Annotated in this window: 20 protein-coding genes, 1 pseudogene and 1 other annotated feature; of the genes and pseudogenes, 6 read left to right on the forward strand and 15 right to left on the reverse strand. The window is 33.8% G+C overall.

Going from position 1 to position 20,803, the window contains the following annotated elements; translation table 11 throughout:
- The first annotated feature begins 153 nt into the window (after positions 1-153).
- Positions 154-1,536 (forward strand): Na+/H+ antiporter NhaC, encoded by a 1,383-nt coding sequence (nhaC, locus tag EJN67_RS09260; protein ID WP_129724047.1) that lies wholly within the window; start codon positions 154-156, stop codon positions 1,534-1,536.
- A 44-nt stretch (positions 1,537-1,580) separates the two neighbouring features.
- On the opposite strand, the gene brnQ is transcribed toward nhaC, so the two are convergent.
- The 7 genes from brnQ to EJN67_RS09295 all read right to left on the reverse strand — a co-directional run bounded on the left by brnQ (position 1,581) and on the right by EJN67_RS09295 (position 7,590).
- Entirely contained in the window at positions 1,581-2,927 is a 1,347-nt protein-coding gene (gene brnQ, locus EJN67_RS09265) for a branched-chain amino acid transport system II carrier protein (protein ID WP_129724048.1), read from the reverse strand.
- 74 nt (positions 2,928-3,001) lie between these two features.
- Positions 3,002-3,254 (reverse strand) — a binding site (T-box leader).
- A 57-nt stretch (positions 3,255-3,311) separates the two neighbouring features.
- Positions 3,312-4,046: an elongation factor P 5-aminopentanone reductase gene (gene ymfI / locus EJN67_RS09270; protein WP_129724049.1), complete on the reverse strand. Its 735-nt coding sequence runs from the start codon at positions 4,044-4,046 to the stop codon at positions 3,312-3,314.
- Positions 4,047-4,085: 39 nt separating this feature from the next.
- Positions 4,086-4,517, reverse strand: a complete 432-nt coding sequence (locus EJN67_RS09275; RefSeq protein ID WP_129724050.1) for a threonine/serine exporter family protein — start codon at positions 4,515-4,517, stop codon at positions 4,086-4,088.
- Positions 4,514-5,281, reverse strand: a complete 768-nt coding sequence (locus tag EJN67_RS09280; protein ID WP_129724051.1) for a threonine/serine exporter family protein — start codon at positions 5,279-5,281, stop codon at positions 4,514-4,516. Before EJN67_RS09280 ends, EJN67_RS09275 begins: the two co-directional genes overlap by 4 nt.
- Before the next feature lie 178 nt (positions 5,282-5,459).
- Positions 5,460-5,774 (reverse strand): hypothetical protein, encoded by a 315-nt coding sequence (locus EJN67_RS09285; protein WP_129724052.1) that lies wholly within the window; start codon positions 5,772-5,774, stop codon positions 5,460-5,462.
- A gap of 121 nt (positions 5,775-5,895) precedes the next feature.
- Complete coding sequence (locus EJN67_RS09290) at positions 5,896-6,519, reverse strand: DUF47 domain-containing protein (RefSeq protein ID WP_129724053.1); 624 nt, start codon at positions 6,517-6,519, stop codon at positions 5,896-5,898.
- A gap of 18 nt (positions 6,520-6,537) precedes the next feature.
- Entirely contained in the window at positions 6,538-7,590 is a 1,053-nt protein-coding gene (locus EJN67_RS09295) for an inorganic phosphate transporter (protein ID WP_129724054.1), read from the reverse strand.
- A 270-nt stretch (positions 7,591-7,860) separates the two neighbouring features.
- Between EJN67_RS09295 and EJN67_RS09300 the strand changes: the two genes are divergently transcribed.
- The 3 genes from EJN67_RS09300 to EJN67_RS09310 all read left to right on the forward strand — a co-directional run bounded on the left by EJN67_RS09300 (position 7,861) and on the right by EJN67_RS09310 (position 10,482).
- On the forward strand, positions 7,861-8,781 hold the full coding sequence (locus EJN67_RS09300) for an ABC transporter ATP-binding protein (RefSeq protein WP_129724055.1): 921 nt from the start codon (positions 7,861-7,863) through the stop codon (positions 8,779-8,781).
- A gap of 3 nt (positions 8,782-8,784) precedes the next feature.
- On the forward strand, positions 8,785-9,648 hold the full coding sequence (locus EJN67_RS09305; RefSeq protein ID WP_243641275.1) for an ABC transporter permease: 864 nt from the start codon (positions 8,785-8,787) through the stop codon (positions 9,646-9,648).
- Positions 9,649-9,777: 129 nt separating this feature from the next.
- Positions 9,778-10,482: a zinc dependent phospholipase C family protein gene (locus EJN67_RS09310; protein WP_129724056.1), complete on the forward strand. Its 705-nt coding sequence runs from the start codon at positions 9,778-9,780 to the stop codon at positions 10,480-10,482.
- A 1-nt stretch (position 10,483) separates the two neighbouring features.
- Here EJN67_RS09310 and EJN67_RS09315 read toward each other — a convergent pair whose 3' ends face one another.
- The 3 genes and pseudogenes from EJN67_RS09315 to EJN67_RS09325 form a co-directional block, all read right to left on the reverse strand.
- Complete coding sequence (locus EJN67_RS09315) at positions 10,484-10,864, reverse strand: hypothetical protein (protein WP_129724057.1); 381 nt, start codon at positions 10,862-10,864, stop codon at positions 10,484-10,486.
- Between the two features lie 101 nt (positions 10,865-10,965).
- Positions 10,966-12,177 (reverse strand): peptidase T, encoded by a 1,212-nt coding sequence (pepT, locus tag EJN67_RS09320; protein WP_129724058.1) that lies wholly within the window; start codon positions 12,175-12,177, stop codon positions 10,966-10,968.
- Positions 12,178-12,239: 62 nt separating this feature from the next.
- Positions 12,240-13,745: pseudogene (locus EJN67_RS09325) on the reverse strand (YfcC family protein); the annotation flags it as partial.
- Positions 13,746-13,963: 218 nt separating this feature from the next.
- Between EJN67_RS09325 and EJN67_RS09330 the strand changes: the two are divergent.
- A complete protein-coding gene (locus EJN67_RS09330; RefSeq protein WP_129724060.1) occupies positions 13,964-14,854 on the forward strand; it encodes an alpha/beta hydrolase family protein in 891 nt (296 codons plus the stop codon).
- A gap of 233 nt (positions 14,855-15,087) precedes the next feature.
- Here the strand turns inward: EJN67_RS09330 and hcp are convergent, their stop codons facing one another.
- Both hcp and EJN67_RS09340 read right to left on the reverse strand, forming a co-directional pair.
- On the reverse strand, positions 15,088-16,728 hold the full coding sequence (gene hcp, locus EJN67_RS09335; RefSeq protein ID WP_129724061.1) for a hydroxylamine reductase: 1,641 nt from the start codon (positions 16,726-16,728) through the stop codon (positions 15,088-15,090).
- A gap of 134 nt (positions 16,729-16,862) precedes the next feature.
- On the reverse strand, positions 16,863-17,537 hold the full coding sequence (locus EJN67_RS09340; RefSeq protein ID WP_129724062.1) for a Crp/Fnr family transcriptional regulator: 675 nt from the start codon (positions 17,535-17,537) through the stop codon (positions 16,863-16,865).
- A 371-nt stretch (positions 17,538-17,908) separates the two neighbouring features.
- Between EJN67_RS09340 and EJN67_RS09345 the strand changes: the two genes are divergently transcribed.
- Positions 17,909-19,315, forward strand: coding sequence for an MATE family efflux transporter (locus EJN67_RS09345; protein WP_129724063.1), 1,407 nt, complete (start codon positions 17,909-17,911; stop codon positions 19,313-19,315).
- Between the two features lie 192 nt (positions 19,316-19,507).
- On the opposite strand, the gene EJN67_RS09350 is transcribed toward EJN67_RS09345, so the two are convergent.
- The 3 genes from EJN67_RS09350 to EJN67_RS09360 form a co-directional block, all read right to left on the reverse strand.
- The gene (locus tag EJN67_RS09350; protein WP_129724064.1) at positions 19,508-20,248 is read right to left on the reverse strand and encodes a DUF4184 family protein; all 741 of its coding nucleotides are present in this window, start codon (positions 20,246-20,248) and stop codon (positions 19,508-19,510) included.
- Positions 20,249-20,427: 179 nt separating this feature from the next.
- Positions 20,428-20,661 (reverse strand): hypothetical protein, encoded by a 234-nt coding sequence (locus EJN67_RS09355; RefSeq protein ID WP_129724065.1) that lies wholly within the window; start codon positions 20,659-20,661, stop codon positions 20,428-20,430.
- Positions 20,662-20,682: 21 nt separating this feature from the next.
- Positions 20,683-20,790 (reverse strand): aminoglycoside 6-adenylyltransferase, encoded by a 108-nt coding sequence (locus tag EJN67_RS09360; RefSeq protein WP_165000824.1) that lies wholly within the window; start codon positions 20,788-20,790, stop codon positions 20,683-20,685.
- Between the last annotated feature and the right edge of the window lie 13 nt (positions 20,791-20,803).

The raw sequence follows: 20,803 nt of genomic DNA on the forward strand, positions 1-20,803 counted from the left end.
ATATAAATTCCTCCATCTGCATAAGCTTTTCGACCTTAATAATAACATAACTTTTTATAATATAAAAGATTCATTGTTTTTATTTTTCCCTTGACGTATCGTAAATAATTGATATAGTATTTCTTATGACTATTTTTATGGAGGATTTATTTGATGTTTCGTATTAAACCAAAAATTATGCCTTCATGGTGGGAGGCTATCCTATTAACAATCGGTGTCTTGACAATAATTGGCCTATCAATTATTTGTTTTGATTCCACACCCCATATACCAGTTGTAATATCCATACTCATTTTAATCTTTTATGGTTTAGCAAAAGGATTATCATTTCGTGATTTGGAACACGGCATGATCGAAGGGGCCAGTACAGCTATCGGCGCAATATTTCTATTTTTCTTTATTGGAATTCTAATCAGCAGCTGGCTTATAAGTGGCACCATTCCGACTTTAATGACAATAGGATTAAACCTTGTCATACCACATTTTTACTATGCGGTTATATTTGTAATTACTTCCATTACAGGGCTATGCATTGGAAGCTCATTAACTACCGCTGCAACAATTGGCGCTGCTTTTATAGGTATCAGCTCCGCCCTTGGTTTTTCTTTACCCATTACGGCGGGAGCTGTAGTTTCCGGTGCCTTTTTTGGCGATAAGATGTCACCTTTATCCGACACAACCAATTTGGCATCTTCTATTGCTGATGTTGATTTGTTTGAGCATATAAATAATATGAAATGGACTACTTTCCCAGCTTTTTGTATAACTCTGGTTATCTTTGCTCTTCTATCTCCAACAGCAAGCCAAACCAGAATTGGCCAGCTCGATATGTTTAAAAATGCACTTTTAAAAACGGGAATGGTGCATTGGTATAGCTTAATTCCCCTTGTAATCCTTGTTTTTTTGTCAATAAAAAAAGTCCCTGCAGTCATTACACTGGCAATTAGCTCCATATCGGCAATTGCCTTATCCTTCTTGCATATGCAAGGTCAAACTGTAAGTGCTTTGTTTTCGGTTTTATATAGCGGATATGTTTCACAAACTGGTAATCAGGCAGTGGATGCATTGTTGACACGTGGTGGGATTGAGAGCATGATGTTTACTGTTTCTCTTATTATATTGGCATTAAGCATGGGTGGATTGTTATTTGTACTTGGCATTATCCCCAAACTTCTTTTAGAAATAGAATCCAAGTTAAACAGTATAGGTTCTATTATTACGGCAACTGCCGTTACCGGCATTATGATCAATTTCTTAACAGGGGAACAATACCTATCAATTTTGCTTACTGGAGAAACCTATCAGTCTCAATTTGAAAAAATAGGCTTAGAAAGCAAAAATCTATCTAGAGTATTAGAAGATGCTGGCACCGTCGTAAATCCCCTTGTACCTTGGGGTGTATGTGGTACCTTCTTAACCAATGTCCTTGGAGTTTCAACTATACAATATGCTCCCTTTGCATTTTTTTGTATACTATGTCCTATACTCACTACCCTATACGGATGGACAGGATGGACTATTACGAAAAAGGAATAGCTTGATTAAACGAGCTATTCCTTTTTATCTAATAATAAATATATCTATTGAATATCTCCAACGCGTGCTGCCTGCTTTTCCATATCGCCTTTTATAAGTTTTAAAAAAATTCCTAATATAAAACCTAATATAGCAGGTAAAATCCAGCCTAATCCTTGCGTATACAATGGCAATTTGTTCAACAGTCCTTCTACAACCCCTATTTTTAATCCTATATCACTCAATACAGATAATATACTTACAACACCAGTAAATCCTATTGTAGATCTATATACAACAGATTTTCCTTGGAAAAGCGGATCTACCATAGAAAGTATTATAAGCACTATAGCTACCGGATAGATTGCATCTAATACTGGTACAGATACTGCTAGTATTTTTGTTAGTCCCATGTTAGCAAGAACCATGCTTGAAATAGTAATTATCCTTACAAAAGTCTTATATTTAACTTTTGGAAATACGAGTGCAAAATATTGACTACAAGAAGTTATAAGACCAACGCAAGTTGTCAAGCATGCAAGACTAAATATTGATGCTAATAATACTGCCCCTTGCTTTCCAAATATATATAATGTTACATTGGTTAGGGTTTGTGCACCATTTTCTGTCTGCCCAAATCTCCCGCCACTTGTTGCTCCTAAATGTGCAATCATAGAATAAATAACCATTAATAAAAATCCTGCTATTACTCCCGCCTTTATAGAGTTTGAGACTATATCTTTTTTGTCTTTAACCCCTTTTTGCACTAACGCTGAAGATATTACTATACCAAAATTTAAGGCCGCTATTGTATCCATTGTTAAATATCCATCTAAAAATCCTTTAACAAAAGGTGTTGTTGCATATTCTGCCGTTGCTTTTCCATATCCACCTAATGGCTTAAACAAGCTTGCTACAAAAATACCTGTTATCAACATCAATAGTATAGGTGTTAGAACCTTGCCCATACGGTTTACCAATTTTGACGGTGTTAAACATAACCAGTATGCTATAGAAAAAAATACAAGCGTATATAGAAACAATGCCAGTGTATCTGATATAAGTCCTTTTGGTAAAAAAGGTGCTACTGCCATTTCAAATGGCAAACTTCCTGCCCTTGGTATCCCTAAACAAGGACCTATTGAGAGATATATTAAAATAGTAAATATCACTGAAAAAACACTGTTCACTCTTTTTGATAATTTATTGAGCCCACCTGATCTTACTACAGCTATTACCCCAAGCACAGGAAATCCCACTGCCGTAACGAAAAAACCTAGCATGGCTGTCCAAGTATTTTCCCCCGCTGCTTGACCTAGAAATGGCGGAAATATTAAATTTCCTGCTCCAAAAAATAATGAAAATAACATTAAACTTATAAGTACTAAATTCTTCTTGGATAGATGCTCCAACTAAAATACCTCCTCATTTTTTAATTTTTAGTGTCTTAATAATTTTTTTGCATATAAAAAACCCCATCCCTAACAAAAGGGACGAGGTTTCATCGCGTTACCACCCTAATTCCATAAAAATACAGACTATATTTTTATAGCTCTCAATTACGTACTAAATAATACGCTTTCTTTTAACGGCAGAAGATCCCGGCAAGACTTACTGTATTTTTCAACCTTGCTTCTCCGAGATGATTTTCAAATATACCTTGAACATTGGCTTTCAGCAAAACACCAACTCTCTTTGGAACAAGAATATATCCTATTTTTTCTCTTCATCGAATTTATTAATTTTTTTGTTTCTTATATAGTACATCTTTACGGTTAAAATGTCAAAACATTTTATTAAATTACATATCCTCCGTTGGGACTTATAACTTGACCGGTAATAAAATCAGCTTGGCGGGAGGCAAGATATAAAACAGTATATGCTATTTCTTCTGGTTTTCCAAACCTTAACAACGGTGTATCATCTATTAATACCTCCCGTTCATCATCATTAAGAAAACCATTCATTTCAGTATCAATAATTCCAGGAGCAACGCAATTGACCTGAATATTTGAAGGCCCCAATTCTTTTGCCAGTGATTTGGTAAAACCAATCATCGCTGCTTTTGCAGTGGAATAATGTACTTCGCATGAGCCCCCCGTTATCCCCCATATAGAGGATATATTGATTATTTTACCTTGCTTTCTTCCTATCATGTACGGCAAGACACACTGGCAGCAATTATACATTCCTTTAACATGTACATTTATCATATTATCCCATTCATTTTCATCTATTTCTGTAAATAGTTTTTGTTGTGAAATACCAGCATTGTTTACAACAACATCAATTGAACCAAATTTGGAAATACCCTTGTCTATCATTTCTTCAACCTGTTCCCTTATCCTCACATCTGCTTTATATACCATAGTAGTATATCCATCTTTATCAAGGAGAGATTGTAAAGATAATGCTTCTTTTTCAGAATTTAGGTAATTTATTATTACATTGTAATTATTTTGAGAAAATAATTTTGATATGGCATAACCAATTCCTTTTGCTCCTCCAGTGACCAATACAGTCCTATTCATAACTTTCACCACTTCCTCTACCAAATTTTTGAAATAAATTCACTTCCAAGATTGTTTCTGACTTCTAATGCGAAAAAATGAGATAACAAGAATAAGACCTGAAGAAATAGCAAGTGCTATACCTGCCGTTAAAATTCCCAAGCTCAACGCTTCTTTATTTTTCCCATCAATAAGAGCCTTAATAGTCTTATAAGAAGCAACACCGGGGACTAATGGTATAATCGCAGGAATAATAAATATAGTAACGGGATTTTTTGTACGCTTTGCAAAAAATTCTCCCATTATTCCTATAAAAATGGATGCAATAAATGTTGCAGCAATAGTAGACTTACTTATATGCATCATAAGTAAATAACCAGCCCAGCCTATAGCTCCTGAAAAACCCGCTTCGATTATATATTTTTTAGGTACATTAAACAAGATGCCAAAACCTATGGTTGCAAAAAATCCATATATAATTTGCAATATCACCTTAGTCCTCCCGCCATAGCCCATATTTTTAAAAATGCCCCAACACCTGTAGCTATCCCCGTAGCTGCAATAAGTGCATCTACGCCCCTAGATGTTCCTGAGACAAGATCTCCAGAGATAATATCACGAAGAGAATTTGTTATTGCAACCCCTGGCACCAATGTCATAATTGAACCTATTATTATCATATCCAAGGATCCCATTCCCATTTGCGAAAACAATATGCCAAAGACAGTAACAAATCCCCCACCAAAACAATTAACAATAAAATTGGGAAATCCCACTTTTTCAAGAAATAAGACAAATATCTGCAGCAATACAGCTGTTACAAAGGTAGGTATAAAATCCTTACTATTACCGCCAAGCATCATCATAGAAGTTGTTGCAGCTACACCTGCAGCAAAAATCCTTAAATAATAATTATACTTTCCCATAGAATTAATTTCATGAAGTTCAGCTATGTATTTATCAACATCTAATGTTTCCCATTCTTCTTTACTAAAGCGTCTGGAAAGATCATTTACAATGGCAATTTTATTTAAGTCTGTATCCCTTCTTTTAACCCGACTTATTTTTGTATATATTTTTCCATCATGTTCTACAGATACAAAAATCCCTGTTGGAGTCACAAAAGTTTCTACCTTTTCAACCTTGTTTTCCAACATTCTTCCAATAGTATCCTCGGCTCTGTAGGTTTCTCCACCGTTTTCTAATATCATTTGTCCGGCAGAAGATGCAAGTTTAAGCGTTTTATTTATATTCATAATATATCATCCTGTCTGAACATCATACATATCCCAAATAAAAGTAATTCGCCTATATTATAATCTTATATTTTACTTATTTCAATTATTTTTACGCCCACTGAGCAATAAATGCAAAATCCTTTTTGCTCTAACAAACAAGCAAAAAGGATTTAAAGTTATTTTTATTACACATTATTCATCTTAATTGTGTGTAAACTCTTAAATGATTGCGAATCGCTTCCCGCTCATCTTCATCCTCTACATCAATATATACTCTATCTCCTTCACAGGTAATACTGTAATTACCAAAATTTCTACTTTTAAGATAATCCTCTATGGAACGCCATCCTCCGTCACCTTGGGTCATCAAGATTTTGTCACCTACATAATCTCCATTAACATATACATTATATCGGTCATGAGCCATTTTTTCCCTTAGTCTATCATCTTGAACTCCATTTATAATTGGAGGAAATATAAAAAATCTATTTCCATCATTCATTATATTCAAATAATCCCACCTCCATGTTAGCAAGAATAATTTATTCATCCATTAGTCTTAGCCAACAAGGAAGGTTTCATGCTTGTTAATTATTGTATAGCAAAATATATTATATAATAATTAATAGATTTTAAATGTTTTTCATAATAATACTCTCTACAATGTCTGCTACATCTTCACACGCATCGCAGCAATCCTCAAGACATTGAAAAAGTTGTGTCCAAGATATTATTTCCATTGGATTTCTCGATTCTACATAAAGGCTTCTCATTGCCTCTGTATAGAGCTTGTCCCCCTCTTCCTCCATATTATTTATCTTTACAATATAATCATGAATCCGGGTGGATTTACGGAATGACGGGAATTCTTCCATCATACTCTTCATTTCTTTGCAACACTCTACTACAATGTCCATAAAATCAATGGTTTCTTGACGTATATTTTTTACATTATACATATATAGTCTCAATAAAACATCCTCAATTGCATCTATCACATCATCAAGTTGTTGCGCAAGTTCTATTATATCCTCCCGTTCTATTGGAGGAAGAAATTCCTTTGCAAGATTCTGCATCATAGTATGCTTTTCTACATCGGCATCATGCTCTATTTTATGCATATTCACCATTTCTTGTGAAAGCTCCTTCACATTGAAGTTTTTAACTATTTCCCTCAGCATTTCAGAAGCCTCGCATGAATAATCAGCCATTTTTACAAACATAGAATAATAATCATAACTATTTTTCCGTTTCATTTTGTCCTCCTTTTTTATCTAAAACAAATTCATAAAAAGTTTCGCCATTAAAAATCCAATAATACCACAACCAGGAAACGTTAAAACCCAAGTTAGAACCATATCATTAACAACAGACCAGTTTACTGAAGATATACGTTTTGCTGATCCTACACCCATTATTGCCGTTGTCTTTGTATGTGTAGTGCTTACAGGCAATCCAAATAACGAAGAAAACAGTAGACAAAGTGCAGCTGCAAGATCAGATGAAAAGCCTTGATATTTTTCAAGTTTCACCATATCCATTCCTACTGCTTTAATTATACGATATCCACCGATAGACGTACCCAAAGCCATCACAAGTGAGCACAAAACCATAAGCCAAAATGGAATCTGAAAATCAGATACCCCTCCCTGACCCTTTGCAAGAAAAATCCCAAGCATAAATACTCCCATAAATTTCTGCCCGTCCTGTGCACCATGCATAAATGCCATTGCTGCTCCACCGAATATTTGAGCTTTTTTAAAAAAGCCTAATGTTTTACGTCTGTCCATATCGCGACATATAAATTCAACAATCTTTACAGTAACAAATCCCATCCCAAATCCAAATAGAGTAGAAAAGCCAAGGCCATACAGAACTTTTGCCCACTCAGAACCATTAATACCGGAAAATCCCCCTTGAAGTGCTATGGCGGCACCTGATATACCAGCTATCAAAGCATGACTCTCGCTTGTAGGTATTCCAAAGTACCATGCTGCTGTCGCCCATGTTACTATAGCAAATAATGCGGCACAAAGGGCAACTAGTGCTGTATGCGAATCTCCACCGAAATCTACCATATTATATATAGTCATTGCAACAGAACTGTTTATCATAGTCATTACTAGCACACCAAAAAAATTGAATACAGTAGCCATTAAAATTGCTGAATGGGGGCTCATTGAGCGTGTGGAAACACATGTTGCAATGGCATTGGGAGCATCGGTCCAGCCATTTACTAAAACCACTCCCAAAGTTAGCAATACTGTAACAAGCAAAGCAGGATTCGTAATGAGTTGCTCTAAGAATTCTTCAAATAAAATAGTCATTTTTCACGTCCTTTCATAAATCAAAAATTCATTTTTGCTTTTTACAAAGTTTCAGCACCTAATAAGGCGCTTTTCTCTTTATAAAGACACGTTACCAACAAATAGCAACATGTCTTGAATATCTTATAATATACTATTGTGTTTTCCTATACTTGTAATTATAATTAATATAATATTATTCTATCTTATATATTAACCATTAGTTTATACAATATCACATTTGAGTTTTTTTGTATACATTGAATTAAATCTTTAAAAGGAAGTGATAAGATGAAATACGCCATTGAAGTAAAAAATCTACATAAAAGTTACGGCAACATTGAAGCAGTAAAAGGAATAGACTTTACAGTACAAAAGGGCGAATTTTTTGCATTTCTAGGACCAAATGGAGCAGGAAAGTCTACAACTATTGATATTCTATGTACACTGCTAAAGCCAGATATGGGCACTGTAAAGATCGAAGGTTTTGAACTTGGAAATATGGACCATTCTATTAGGCAAAATATAGGTGTTGTTTTTCAAGAAAACACATTAGATGATCTATTAACAATTAAAGAAAATCTATATTTAAGAGCTGCCTTTTACGGTTTGATTGGGAACAAGAGGGATAATGCAATAGAATTTGCCGCAAGGTCGGCAGATGTATTTGATATTATAGATAGACCCTATGGCAAACTTTCAGGCGGGCAAAAAAGGCGTGCAAATATTGCAAGGGCTTTGATTAATACACCTAAAATATTATTTTTAGATGAGCCTACAACAGGTCTTGACCCTCAAACCCGGTTAAATATATGGGAAACCATTTATAAATTACAAAGGGATACAGGTATGACAGTTTTTCTTACTACTCATTATATGGAGGAAGCAGCATCAGCTGATAACATTGCTATTATTGATAATGGACTAATCGTTGCTACTGGTACACCGGCTGTATTGAAAGAACAATATAGTGTTGATAAACTCTATCTTTTAACAGATGATGATAAAAGGCTTTTAAACATACTAAATCAATACCCATTTGATTATAAAAAACAGGGAGAACAATTCATTATACAATTGGAAAATAGCCTTGATGCTTTGCCCATACTAGAAACTGTTAAAAACAGCATTTCTGGATTTCAGGTTATAGCAGGTAATTTGGATGATGTATTTGTAAATATTACAGGCAGAGAAATACGGGAGGATGTATAATATATGTATGCAATAGCACAACTTATAAAACGCAATTTAAAGATGTTTTTTAGGGATCATTCAGCAGTCTTTTTTTCTTTATTGTCACTCTTTATAATTATTGGATTATATGCATTGTTTTTAGGAGATGTTTTTGTAGATAATATGAAAAATATTGCTGGTAAAAACACACGCTTTCTTATGGATAGTTGGATCATGGCAGGTCTTTTAGCTGTCTTATCCGTTACTACTACACTAGGGGCTTTCGGTATAATGATATATGACAAAACAAGGGGTGTATCCAAGGATTTCTCTGCATCACCAATTTCCCGGTGGCAAATTATAAGTGGATATGCAATAAGTTCTTGGACTATTGGAATGATTATGGGTATTATTGCCTTAATACTTTCAGAGGTTTATATCATCGCCTATGGTGGGAAGCTACTTAGTCTTAAGCAAATTTTTAAAGTAATCTACATCATGGCCTTAAGTGTTTTTTCCTCTACTGCCGTAATATTATTTCTTGTATTGTTTTTTAAGTCCAACAATGCTTTTGCTACCGCCAGCACAATAATTGGGACATTGATCGGATTTCTGTCAGGCATATATATCCCCATAGGTAACTTGCCTACCGGAGTTCAGACAGCCATAAAAATATTCCCTCCCGCCCATGCCGCAGCACTGTTTAGGCAGATTATGATGGAACAACCGCTTTCGTTAGTTAATGCCCCTCCAGAAGCTATTGAGGAAATAAAGCTTATCTTCGGTGTAGTGTATAAGTCTGGTAATAGCATAATACCTTTTAATATAAGTGTTTTAATTTTAATAATAACAGGAATTGCATTTTTTTCCCTGTCGGTTGTAAAGATAAGCTTAAAAAACCATTAAAGAAATTATACTAAAACAAAAACCTTACAAGTACCAAACTTCTGTAAAATTATTATTTACGCTTATGTTTATTATTATCAAAACTGCAAATAATAGAGCTAGATAATTATATTACAGAAGGTGATTAACATGGATACTATTGAAGCAACCTATGACCATCTTTTAAGGGTAGTGTTTGGTGTAGCAAATCCAGTAAAAAAAGTAATAATTAAAACCCAATGCAAGGTTCATAAATTTATTAATCTTGATGCCCTAGATATTCTTAAAAATGATGGTTATTCCGCTGAATACAATTTTTTCAATAGATATATTTCAGATATAGATGATGGAACTGTATGGGCTGATCAAGATTTTAAAAGTTCAAACCATTTTTATAATCCATATAAAAAAAGAGGATTATATGGAAGAAAGAGCGCATTGGATTTAGGCACAGATTATTATTCAGAGGCTATTAAGCTCTGGAAAAATGCCCAGTTTAATAGATCACTATTCTATCTTGGTTCAGCCCTCCATATTATTCAGGATATGACTATTCCACAGCATGCAAATATTCGCCTGCTAGATGATCATCGTCAATACGAAACATATATCAAAAGAACCTATGACTTTTTTGACGACTTTAAGGTGGAAAATGGGGCTTATCTACTAGACTCTATCGAAAACTATATAAGATTCAATGCTAGAGTTACCATTAAAATCTACAAAAAATTACATATGATTCCAAACGATGAAGATAGATTTTATCGCATAGCTAGATGCGCCCTTCCATTAGCAAAGAGAACCACGGCGGGAGCTATGGTTATGTTCTATGATGATATAGTTTTTAAAATCTAATTCAATGTATTTCATTGAATTCAATTTCGTGTTTGAGTATTTCATTTATACGTTTTTCAATTCGATCAATATCAAAGTTCGCTTCTTCCTTTATACTTTTTCTAAGCATAGGTCCGATTTGTTGGATATCATCTCGTATGTCATATAAAAGTTCCAAAGCAGCAGATGCTTCCAACTCATCTCTGGGTATTTCCACCATTCCCGCAAGGATAGAATTTTCTGTCCTAGAAGCGATTATTGGAGATTTAACCTCTTCCACATATACAACGGTCCTTCTCCCTGGTCCCCGATCATCCTCAATAGGTTCAAGACTAATAATCTTATCTGAACGAACAAACTTGCCATAACCTAGTGGTACCATTACCCCTTCTTTGATTTCCATTTGGAACACCTCCTAAACATGGCTTTATATAATATTAATATCCCTTATATAATAAATAATATACAAAATAATATCATCAAATGATAACCATTACCCCCCACTTAAATGGCATTATTCTCAATAATTTTTACTATTAACCGGGATGCTGACTTAATAGATTCTGTGGGAATCAATTCGAATCTTCCATGAAAGTTATATCCACCTGTAAAAATATTGGGACATGGAAGCCCCATATAGGAAAGTCTAGCCCCATCCGTACCCCCTCTAATGGGGTTAATTCTAGGCTCTATTCCAAGTTCTAGCATAGATTTTTTAGCAAGATCAATGATCTCCATGTGCGGCTCAATCTTCTCGCGCATATTATAATAACTATCTTCAATTTTGATAGTAATGATGTCGCCATATTTGTGATTTAAAAAGTCAACAATTTTCCTAATATATGCCTTCTTTTCTTCAAATTTATCCATAAAGTGATCTCTAATGATATAGTGAACAACAGTATGATCTACACTCCCAACAATGTCATCCAATAGATAAAAGCCTTCATATCCTTCTGTATACTCTGGTTTTTCATTTACCGGTAGCATATGCTCTATCTCCATAGCAACTCTGAGAGAATTTATCATTATATTCTTTGCTGCACCTGGATGAACATTCTTGCCTTGAATATCAATCTTTATACTTGCTGCATTAAAGTTTTCATATTCTAATTCACCTACAGGGCCTCCATCAACAGTATAAGCAAAATCTGCACCAAAGTCCTCTATATCAAACAAATCTGCACCACGGCCAATTTCCTCATCTGGCGTAAATCCAATTTTAATATCTCCATGTTTAACCTCTGGATGTAAAATCAAATATTCCATTGCATCTACGATTGCCACAATTCCTGCCTTATCGTCCGCACCTAATAAAGTTGTTCCGTCTGTTGTTATAATCTCCTTACCTACAAGATCTTTTAGAAAAGGAAATTCCTTTACAGTCATGGAATACTGATCGTTTATTTTAATATCCCCACCTTCATATAAAAAGATATTTGGATTTATACATTTACCATCTAAATCAGGACTAGTATCTAAATGTGATATAAATCCTATTGTCGGTACCTTTTTATCTATATTGGATTTAAGTGTAGCATATACATATCCATTTTTGTCTTGTTTGACATCACTAAGTCCTAACTCCTTTAATTCCCCTACTAATAAAGTCCCAAGTTCTATTTGTCCTGGCGTACTTGGACAAGTACTACTATCTTCATCAGATTTTGTGTCTATAGCTATATACCTTTTAAATCTTTCAAGAATTTTATCCATATGATAATCCCCTCTTTAGCATTATTTTTATTTTATCAAATAAGTACTAAATAATTATTATCCTATATTATCGTCTGTATTACAAGCATTATAATAGAAAATGCTCCTATAATGCCCATTAGCGGGAGTATGAATTTTAACCATTTATCATAGGTTACATCAACCATTTCAAGGGTTGCTAAAATAAGTCCTGTTGGAGTAATAAATGCCATCCATCCCTGTCCCCAATTATAGGCAGTAACTATAATATCCCTTGAGATGCCTACAGTATCTGCTAAAGGGGCCATTATAGGCATAGATAATGTAGCCAATCCCGATGAAGATGGTATGAAAAAACCTAATAAACTAAATAATAACATCTGAACAGTTACAAAAACACCACCACTCATATTCTGTATGATAGATGATGAATAGTAAAGTAATGTATCAGAAATCATACCATTATCCATTACAATATTGATAGCCCTTGCAACACCAATAATAAGGACAACGCTTACTAAATCTGCTGCCCCATCTAAAAAAGTATTAACCGCTTCCCGTTCAGAAAGTCCTGATAAAAATATAATTATTATGGAAACGGCTAAAAACAATCCTGACATCTCTGGAAACCACCACACACCTGTGGATACTCCCCAAATCATTATTGGAAATGCAGCTAAGAATATTACAAGTATTAAAATCCTTCTCCAGTCAAATTGTATTACATTATCTGGATCATAATCCTTTAAAAACTTTTCTTCAATACTTACCATGTCTTCATAAATCAATGAGTTTTTTGGATCTTTTTGTACCTTTTTCGCATAGTAATAAATGTATATAAGTGTTATTATCATAGCTAGAATTAAAGATAAAATACGGAAGATAAGCCCTTCATTAAAGGATATCCCTGCAGCATTTGAAGCAATAACTACAGAAAAAGGATTTGTAGTTGAAAACATAGTTCCAATGGAAGACCCCATATATATTGATGCAATACAAATGATTGCATCATATCCACTTGCTATAAATATAGGCATAAGTATAGGATATAATGCAATAGTCTCTTCTGCTAATCCAAATGTAGTACCGCCTAATGCTATCAAAGAAGAAACAAATACTACTAATAAAAACTCTTTTCCCTTAGTTTTTTGCGATAATGCTGCAATACCTGCATCAAATGCACCTGTTTTATTGATTAACCCAATAATTCCCCCAAGTATAAGTACAAAAACCATGATATCAACTGTATCCATGACACCCTCAACAGGTGCCATAATAATTGATAACAATCCTTGAGGTGATTGTTCTATAGGTTGATAAGTATTTGGTATTGCGATAGGTTTTTTGATACTACCATCTATAAACTTTCTAACATCCATCTTGATATTTAATTTATCCAGTGTCGCTTGTGTAGCTGGGAGGGTGCTTATTTGCCCTTTATGATCCTCTATCATGAAAATATTTTGCTCTGAATCATATTTTAACTTTGAATAAAGCCCTGCTGGAACCACATAAGTTAATACAGCTGATAGTATTAAAACTATAAAGAGCACTGTAAAAGCTGTTGGAAACTGAAGCTTCTTCTTTTTTTTTTGTTATTTTCCATAGTTTCATCTCCCTGATAATTCAATAGTTATAAATTGGTTTTACGTCCATAATGCTATTAGGATAAATACCAATCTGAAGTTAGTATATATTATATCCACATTAAATATTTTTATCGGATTTTAGAATAGATTGCGTCTCCACAAAAGTGCTATAATAAAAACATAGATAATCATTGCTAAAAAAGGAAGGATAAATTAATATGTATAATATTTCTAGAGAAAACGTAGTTTTTGAAAGAAAAGATGAAAACACCCTATATTTTAATAGTCCTTTTCCATCTGGCGATAAATATGTTGATAAAGTAAAAGCACTTTTATATAGAGGTCATGGAAAAGAAGGTATTGTATTCGTACATGGTTTAGGTAATAGAAATTTTGATTATTTAAAATACTATCCTGAAAATTTAATCCATTATAACTACACAACAATCATGCCCGTATTACCTTATCATTTTGAAAGGATGCCAAAGGATAAAAAAATAGATTTCCTATCTGGCACTGCAGTTGATATTGAAAAAAGGTTTTATCAGTCAGTTACCGATATACTATCCTGCGTTGATTACTTACAAAATATAGGCATAGAAAAAATACACATTATGGGTTTTAGCTTTGGAGGCATGATAGGAGTCATCTCCAAAGCCTTGGATAATAGATTAGATAAGGCCATATTTATAGTATCTGGAGGCAACTTTATGTATATTACCTGGAAAAGCGTTGCAACCAAAGTCCTCAGAGTTCGTTATGAGGACAAAGGCAGCTGCAGCATAGAGAGGTGCCATAGACTACATGAAAATTTTGATGAACAGGCTGAAAAATTCAACACCTTAGACGATTTAAATAGTCTTCCTAACTGTTTTAGATATGACCCGTCCCTATTTGCAAAAATGATAAACCCAGATAAGGTTTTAATGATTAATGCAGCCTTTGATCCATTTATCCCCAGAAATTCTTCTAAAGATTTATGGACCAAAATTGGCAAACCAAAAAAGTATATACTTCCTGCAGGGCATTTAACTTCCCATCTATGGTTTAAAAAATTTATACTGAAAAAATCAGTAGAATTTTTGAAACATAACAAACTAGACTACTAAAACTAATACAAATTTGCAATTAGCACTACCCTATGGTGTTAGTATGTAAGTATGGATACAAAAAGTTTAACACGATAAAACATCTATTTTATCCCAAAGTAGAATAAATGGACAGGTAGAAAATTTAATATCAACCAGTCATAAATTCATACTAATAACTATTATATAAAAGCCATAGAGGTCATGTTAACATACCCTATGGCTTTCATATTAAGATCTATTCTATCTGTTGCTTATTCCTCAAAGAATAGCTTCAAATCATCTTCTACAGAGCCGATACCTGCAATCCCAAAATTCTCTACTAGTACATTTACAACATTGGGCGAAAGGAATGCAGGCAAAGTTGGTCCCAAATGAATATTTTTTACACCAAGATATAAGAGAGCCAGTAGAACAATGACTGCCTTCTGCTCATACCAGGAAATATTATATACAATAGGTAAATCATTAATATCATCCAGTCCAAATATTTCTTTAAGCTTAAGGGCAATCACAGCCAATGAATATGAATCATTACACTGTCCCGCGTCCAATACACGAGGAATATCGCCTATAGTACCTAAATTTAGCTTATTATATTTATATTTTGCACAACCTGCTGTTAGAATGACCGCATCCTTAGGCAGGGCCTTTGCAAATTCGGTATAGTAATTCCTAGATTTCGCTCTGCCATCGCAACCTGCCATGACAACAAATTTTTTAATATCTCCGGATTTAACAGCATCAACGATCTGATCAGCTAGTGCAAAAACCTGATTATGGGCAAAACCACCAATGATCTCACCGGTTTCAATTTCAGTAGGCGGTGCACATCTTTTTGCATGCTCAATAATTTCCGAAAAATCTTTTTCTTCACCGATTCCACCCGGGATATGTTTACAACCGGGATATCCAGCTGCCCCTGTAGTATACAAACGTTCCTTATAGCTTTCCTTAGGTGGAACTATACAATTCGTTGTCATAAGTATTGGACCATTAAAGCTTTCAAACTCTTCCTTTTGTTTCCACCATGCATTCCCATAGTTTCCAACAAAATGAGGATATTTTTTGAAAGCTGGGTAATAATGGGCAGGTAACATTTCAGAATGGGTATATATATCTACGCCTGTACCTTCTGTCTGCCTTAAAAGCATTTCCATATCACGCAGGTCATGGCCGGAGATCAATATTCCTGGACGATTGCCCACACCAATATTAACCTTTGTAATTTCAGGATTGCCATAAGCAGAGGTATTGGCCCTATCCAATAGTGCCATACCATTTACACCATATTTACCAGTCTCTAAAGACAAAGCGACCAATTCATCCACGCTAAGATTATCATCAAGTGTTTTTGCTAATGCACTTTGTAAAAATACATCCACCTGTTCATCATCTTCAAGCAAGGCATTTGCGTGCTTACTATAAGCGGAAAGCCCCTTTAGACCATAGGTGATCAGCTCTCTTAAACTCCGTATATCCTCATTTTGGGTAGAAAGTACACCGACCTTATTTGCTTTTGAAGCAAATTCATCGCGGTTAAATGATTCCCAAAGCGCTGCTTCTGGGAGTCCTTCCTTATTATCAAGCTGCCCAAGTAGTTCCTTTTTCTTCTCCAAAGTCGTGAAAATGCGAGAAACTATTGCATCCTCATCAAAGTTTGCATTCGTAATAGTGGTAAATAAATTTAATGTAACCAAATGATTTATTTCTTTTTCAACCTCTTTACCTTCAGCACGCAAACGTGTAGTAATCACTGAAATACCCTTTGTCACATAAACTAATAGATCCTGCATAGCAGCTACTTCTGGCTTCTTTCCACATACCCCTACCTGTGTGCAACCTTTGCAGCCAGCTGTTTCCTGACATTGATAGCAAAACATTTTATTTTCCATATATTAATTCCTCCTATTTTTTAATCCACATAATAAATATTTTCATACCAACAATACCCATAAATTCTTTGTTGAGTCTATCTTATCAGGAGCATAAAAAAAACTCTGTAACATATGTTACAGAGCAGTCGATTTTATAAATTGTTTTGTATTTCATCAAAGTCAATAATTTTAATTTTATTTCTTTCAATTTTGACCAAGCCATCCTCTTGCATTTTCATTAGCTCCCTTGATAAAGATGGACGAGCCACATTCAAAAAATCTGCTAATTCTTCACGTTTCATTTTTAATATAACATTGCCACCCTTATCCACATTTTGAAGCAATAGTTTTGAAATCTTCTGCCGCAAAGTAGAACTCGACATGATTTGTAACTTTTGGTTTAAGTGATATGCCTTTTGTGCAAGAATAGATAACATATTGGAAATTAGTAAGGTATGATAGCCACAATTGTTGCCGCAATTATGATACAAAAATTCCTTGGGCATTTCTAACACTTCTGCTCTATCCGCTGCAATGGCATAATTCTCATATCCTCTTTCATCCAGGAACAAAAAAACTTCTCCAAACACCTCTCCAGTTTTACTAATAGTTGTAATAATATTACGTTTCCCAGAAATAGAATCACTGCACACAACAACCGAACCCTCTATTAAAATGAAAAGTTTTTTCGGCTTATCCTGTTGCAAAAAAATCACTTCATCTTTTTCATAGCTTATAACCTTAGAGTGGCTGCATTTCAAGCAATTTCTTATATCCTCATCAGTCATATGGTTGAATAAAGGGCTCTTTCTCAATTCAGCAATCATTTCCCACCTCTTTAGTTTGGATATTTTGTCTATATTCCTATAAATAACAATAAATATTATTATTTGTCCTATTATTTTACATTAAAACTTTTTATCCCTTTTATTATATCATATAATCTTTCGTACTGAGTTTTCGCAGTGTAATAAAGTTTTTATATGCTAAAATATATATCACAAACAATATTTATTGTGGCAAATTAAATATTATTTATGATATAATATCCATACACCAAAACTATTTTCTTCAGCTCCCAAAGAAATAAAGTTTTGCACAACCAAGACCTCTGTAGGTCTTTTTTAATTGTAGAATAAGATAAGCAATACAAATTTATCAATAATTTATTTAATAATTATGAAATGGAGGAATGTTTATGGCAAAATTGAGAGAATTACTTGCCCCCAAAAATATGACTGAGGGTACTCCTTGGAAACGAATCGTTGAATTTGCAATCCCCATGTTAATTGGTAATATTGCTCAACAATTTTACAACACTGCCGATTCAATTATAGTCGGTAAATACATTGGTGACAATGCACTTGCAGCAGTCGGTAGCGCTGCGCCAATATTAAATCTTTTACTTGTGTTTTTTGTAGGCGTTGCAACCGGTGCAGGAATTATGGTTGCACAATATTTTGGTGCAAAAGATCGGGAATCCCTATCCCGTTCCATTGGAGCTTCTATTACCCTCACTGCAATAGTATCTATAATAATTATGATTATAGGACCTCTAGTAACCCGTCCATTGCTTACCATTCTACATACACCAACGTCGATAATAGATTGGTGCGATGAATATTTAAGGATCTTCTTTATTGGTATCATGGGTTTTTCTTATTTTAATATTCTATCGGGTATTTTACGGGGCCTAGGTGATTCTGTTTCAGCACTTGTGTTTCTTTTAATTTCTACTGCCCTCAATGTGGGACTAGATATATGGTTTATTGCAGAGCTAAATATGGGAGTTGGAGGTGTTGCTCTAGCTACTGTAATAGCTCAAGGAATATCTGCTGTACTCTGCTTTATAAAATTAATACAGATGAGAGATGTTTTTGATTTCAATCTAAAAATGCTGAAGCCAGTAAAAGAATACTCTGGTAAACTCATAAGACTCGGCTTGCCATCTGGATTGACACATGCAATATTTTCGTTCGCAATGATTGCTGTGCAATCCCTTACCAATAGCTTTGGTGAAATGGTTATTGCATGCAATGTCATTGTAATGCGTGTAGATGGATTTGCTATGATGCCTAATTTTACTTTTGGCGATGCAATGACGACATTTGTAGGACAAAATATAGGTGCTAACAAAATAGACAGGGTGGAAAAGGGAGTACGGGATGGTACAAAAATAGCAGTTGGAGTTTCAACTGTTGTCACTATAACTATTTTAATCTTTGGAAAATACCTAATGTACCTTTTTACTGATACTGCTGAACTAGTTGAACTGAGCATACACATGATGCGCATTCTTGCAGTTGGTTATATTGCAATGGCAGTAACCCAGTGTCTATCTGGAGTGATGCGTGGTGCTGGCGATACTATGACTCCTATGTGGATTTCATTTATTACCACAATAATTTTACGTGTACCTATTGCATATGGTATTGCACGTTTTACAAAAAGCGCATCATATCCTGCAGGAAGACCAGAAGCAATTTTTATCTCCCTACTAACTGCTTGGATATGTGGAGCAACTATTACTACGATTTTCTATAAAAAAGGAAGATGGAAAGACAAGGCAGTTATAGGCAAAACCACCTCAATTACTGAGAATTAATTATATATAAAAATGGGAAAAGGTATCAGATGAAAATTTCATCTAATACCTTTTCCCATAGCTTAATTTTATAAATCGCTTATTATTTCAGCATTATCAACAGAGGGAAATATGGTTACCGTTCCTTAAGATCAATTACATGACCACAGGCAGTATATGAATCTGCACTTAATCATAAATTTATTTAATACATTAATGAATAATATTTTTTTTAGATTTAACCTTTATAATTCTAATAGATGAAATTAACAATACTGATAAAAATCCACTGTTCATAATAGCTATCACTATTTCACCGATAGAAAAACTTTTATTTATTTTTAAAACTATAAAAAATATTGATATACTAATTAATAAGACCTGTAGCCAATATTTTGTTTTTTCATCTATATTGTAATTATAAACCTCCCCCTTTTCTAACCTTAATATATATCCAATTATAATCATAAAACCTAGTATAGTAGACCCATGTTGTAGATATTTATATATTGGTATATTCAATATATTATTAGATAATAAATCTATTCGTTTTACAATATATCCACTTTTATGGGTAAAACTATCCCATACTACATGGGTTGCCATCCCTATAAAAGATGAATATGAAAAAGTAATAAGCTCCTTGAAACTAGTTAATTTTATTTGATCATTATATAATCCATATAAGTGTTGATTTATTTCCCTAGGCAAATTTGAAATAAAATCATCTTTTACAATTTTATAAAAAATTAAATATAATAAAGCCACTAAAGGTAAATTTATCAATGAAAATCCTTTTATACTATGGCCAATAACCCCTATGGGCTTAAAATATATAAAATATTCAAAATCTGGTGCCATAGTCCCTAAAATCATGGCAGCATTATTTATATATGATCTATGCTTTTTTGTAAAATTAATTACTGCTGCTGGATGAGCTAAAGTAAAAGCCATATCTTCACCTACTTTATATTATCAATTTTTCTATTTATTTTTACAAGACATTTTTATTTATTAAAATTAAAATCTTAATCCTTAATATTTTTCATATAACCTGTTTTTTAAGCAGACTTTTATATTATAATAATAATGTTACTACTAAATAAATACAAAAACAACAATATAATAGCAAGTTATTTTATACTTATTGCTATACCGTCACAGCCGATTACAGGCAAAAATAGCTGCTTGCCAGGCTCTCTATAAAATGTTGTCTTCCCTGGTTCAGGTCTCTGTACAACAATTAATAAATACGGCTTTAACATAAATATATCCATTCCTTTCAATTTTCTCGCATAAACAATACTATTTAATTCTTTTTCCTCCTTCGCTGTTTTCTTCACTTCATTACAAAGCTTTTCAGTCATGTCACAATATATGTAATATTGTTAATCCTGAAATTCATCTTTAAGCACATTCACACTTATACGTAAGCCTTCCATGCCTACAACCTTGATACGCTCATCCTTTTCTGCCTTGGTTGTACTGCTTCCCATATCTCCATTCTGC

The organism is Xylanivirga thermophila (assembly GCF_004138105.1).
In the GTDB taxonomy this organism is placed as follows: domain Bacteria; phylum Bacillota; class Clostridia; order Caldicoprobacterales; family Xylanivirgaceae; genus Xylanivirga; species Xylanivirga thermophila.